Here is a 2,157-nt window from a genome sequence, read left to right as displayed (position 1 = left end):
GGCGCTGAGCGCGCTGCCCTGTGGTCAGCTGGCTACGAAGCTAGGAAACCGCAAGGCGATGATGATTGGGTTTGGGGGGCTGATTGTGGCAGCGGGGGTGACCAGTGTGCTGGGGTCGGCTGGGGTGGCGGTTTTGGTTGCGATCGCAATCGGCATTGCCTTTAGTCTGGTCGCCAATGGCACCCTACCCTACGCCCTATCCATGGTGCCTCCTGCTAAAGCAGGCTTAGGCACCGGGCTCTACTTTAGTGGGGGAGCTGCCGCTATGAGTGTGTTGAGCAGCATTGGCCCTGCGAACTTGGGTCTAACCGTTTCCTTGTTAGCTGCCGCCATCAGCTTCGCTGTAGCCGCAGGCTGTGTTGCCGCCAAACAACCTTAATTCAGCCGCATCTGCTCGACATCCCAATATTTTCATACGAATAAGCTTTATTTGATCTTTCGATGTGCGGAAAGGCCAGAGCAGCATGGGGTAAGTGTAAATCAAGTACTCTGACCACAGAAATCTTTCCCCCTAGGGGGGATTGAGGTACAGAAAGACCAGCGTTTCAATAAGAGGGCCACTTTAGGAAAGAACTATGAATAGGAACCAGTTGTTGAGTGGGGCTGTGGTCTCACTTTTGTTGGGAAGCGTTGCATGCACTCAGGCCCCCGAGGCACAGGTTGGTACCTTAGAACTGCGAGCCAACGGTGAAGACTTTATCCGGCAGGGCTTTACCAGCAAAGACGGTTGGCAAATCGAGTTTGACCACGTCTACACCACCATCCAGGACGTGGTTGCCTATCAGTCAGCGCCCCCCTTCAATCCGGAAGCGGATGTGGAGATTGCCGCTGAGACCAAAGCCCTACTGACTGAATCAGCCAGTTTAGACCTGGCCGAAGGTGATGAAGACGCCGCGCCTATCCTAGTAGAGCAGGTCGAGACCCCAGCGGGCCGCTACAACGCCCTATCTTGGAAGCTGGCTGCAGAGACCGAGCCCTCATTGCGACTGATTGGAACGGCTACCCGTGATGGGGAAACGATTCCGTTTGAAATTGCCATGAACCCATCATTAGAGTTTTTCTGCGGTGACTTTGTTGGCGATGAGCGCAAAGGGATTTTGGACCCAGAAGAAACAGCAGATGTAGAAACCACCTTTCATTTTGATCATCTGTTTGGCGATATTGACACTCCTGAAGATGACATCCTCAACCGGGGGGCACTGGGCTTTGACCCGTTTGCGGCCCTGGCTCAAGATGGTGCTGTGAATGTGACTCCTGAAGACTTGGAGGCCAAGCTCACTAAGGTAGAAAAGCTTCAGCTCGCCGATATCTATAAAGGCCTGGGACATGTCGGTGAGGGACACTGCCGCGCTGAGGAAATTTAAACGGAATAGATTTTAGGTACTGGCTTTAACTTCAGAGGTAGAGCTGCCGCTGTATGGTTTTTGGGAATCCTCTGTGCTGATTCATGTTGGAATCAGCACAGGTTTGGATTTGATGATTATCATATAATTAACAGCATATTTTTTGTTTTAGCATGCTAAACCTGCTTAATATTCATCCCCTGTCAGAGTTTCAGCGCGGAGCGAAGACCTTTTTAGAACGATTGAAACAGACACAATCGCCAATAATTCTCACAGTCAATGGTAAAGCTGCTGTTGTAGTACAAGATGCTGAGAGTTATCAAAAGCTTTTGGACCGGATGGAGCTTTTGGAGTCTTTAGCCGGGATCCGTAAAAGTATGGAGGAATTTGAGCAAGGAAAAGGTCAGCCTTTAGGGGAAGCATTTCAGCAGCTACAAGAAAAATATGACATATCGGGCTGAGATTTCACCTTCTATTTACGGTCGATTCAGCACAGTCAATAAATGGAGGTGTGGTGCGTATTCATCGGGTACTACATGGCGTGAAAGACCGGCTGAAAAAGTCTGAGCAGCTTTTTGGAGACGAAGAGAGCTGAGGAAATTGACACGTCAGACAGAATTATGCAAATCGTTGGGTGATATGAACGGCGTCGTTGATTGCGAGTTCAAATTTCCCTGTGAACACATCAGGATATCTAGAAGCCGTGCTTTTCAGGAAAACTGTGCTGTTGTTTCTGAAAGTCTTACGTAATATAAAGATGTAGCGCAAGTGATCATTTATGGATCTGGAAAGTGCATATCGAACACTATCCCAA

2 protein-coding genes and 1 pseudogene are annotated in these 2,157 nt (G+C 49.4%); all 3 read left to right on the top strand.

Going from position 1 to position 2,157, the window contains the following annotated elements:
• Positions 1-379 (top strand): annotated as a pseudogene (locus IQ260_RS30095) (MFS transporter); the annotation flags it as partial.
• A gap of 196 nt (positions 380-575) precedes the next feature.
• Positions 576-1,364: a DUF4382 domain-containing protein gene (locus IQ260_RS30090; RefSeq protein ID WP_193996723.1), complete on the top strand. Its 789-nt coding sequence runs from the start codon at positions 576-578 to the stop codon at positions 1,362-1,364.
• Positions 1,365-1,516: 152 nt separating this feature from the next.
• A complete protein-coding gene (locus IQ260_RS30085; RefSeq protein ID WP_193996722.1) occupies positions 1,517-1,804 on the top strand; it encodes a type II toxin-antitoxin system Phd/YefM family antitoxin in 288 nt (95 codons plus the stop codon).
• The last annotated feature ends 353 nt before the right edge of the window (positions 1,805-2,157 follow it).

Source organism: Leptolyngbya cf. ectocarpi LEGE 11479 (assembly GCF_015207065.1).
GTDB lineage: Bacteria > Cyanobacteriota > Cyanobacteriia > Phormidesmidales > Phormidesmidaceae > Leptothoe > Leptothoe ectocarpi.
This window is presented reverse-complemented; position numbering and strand designations above follow the sequence as displayed.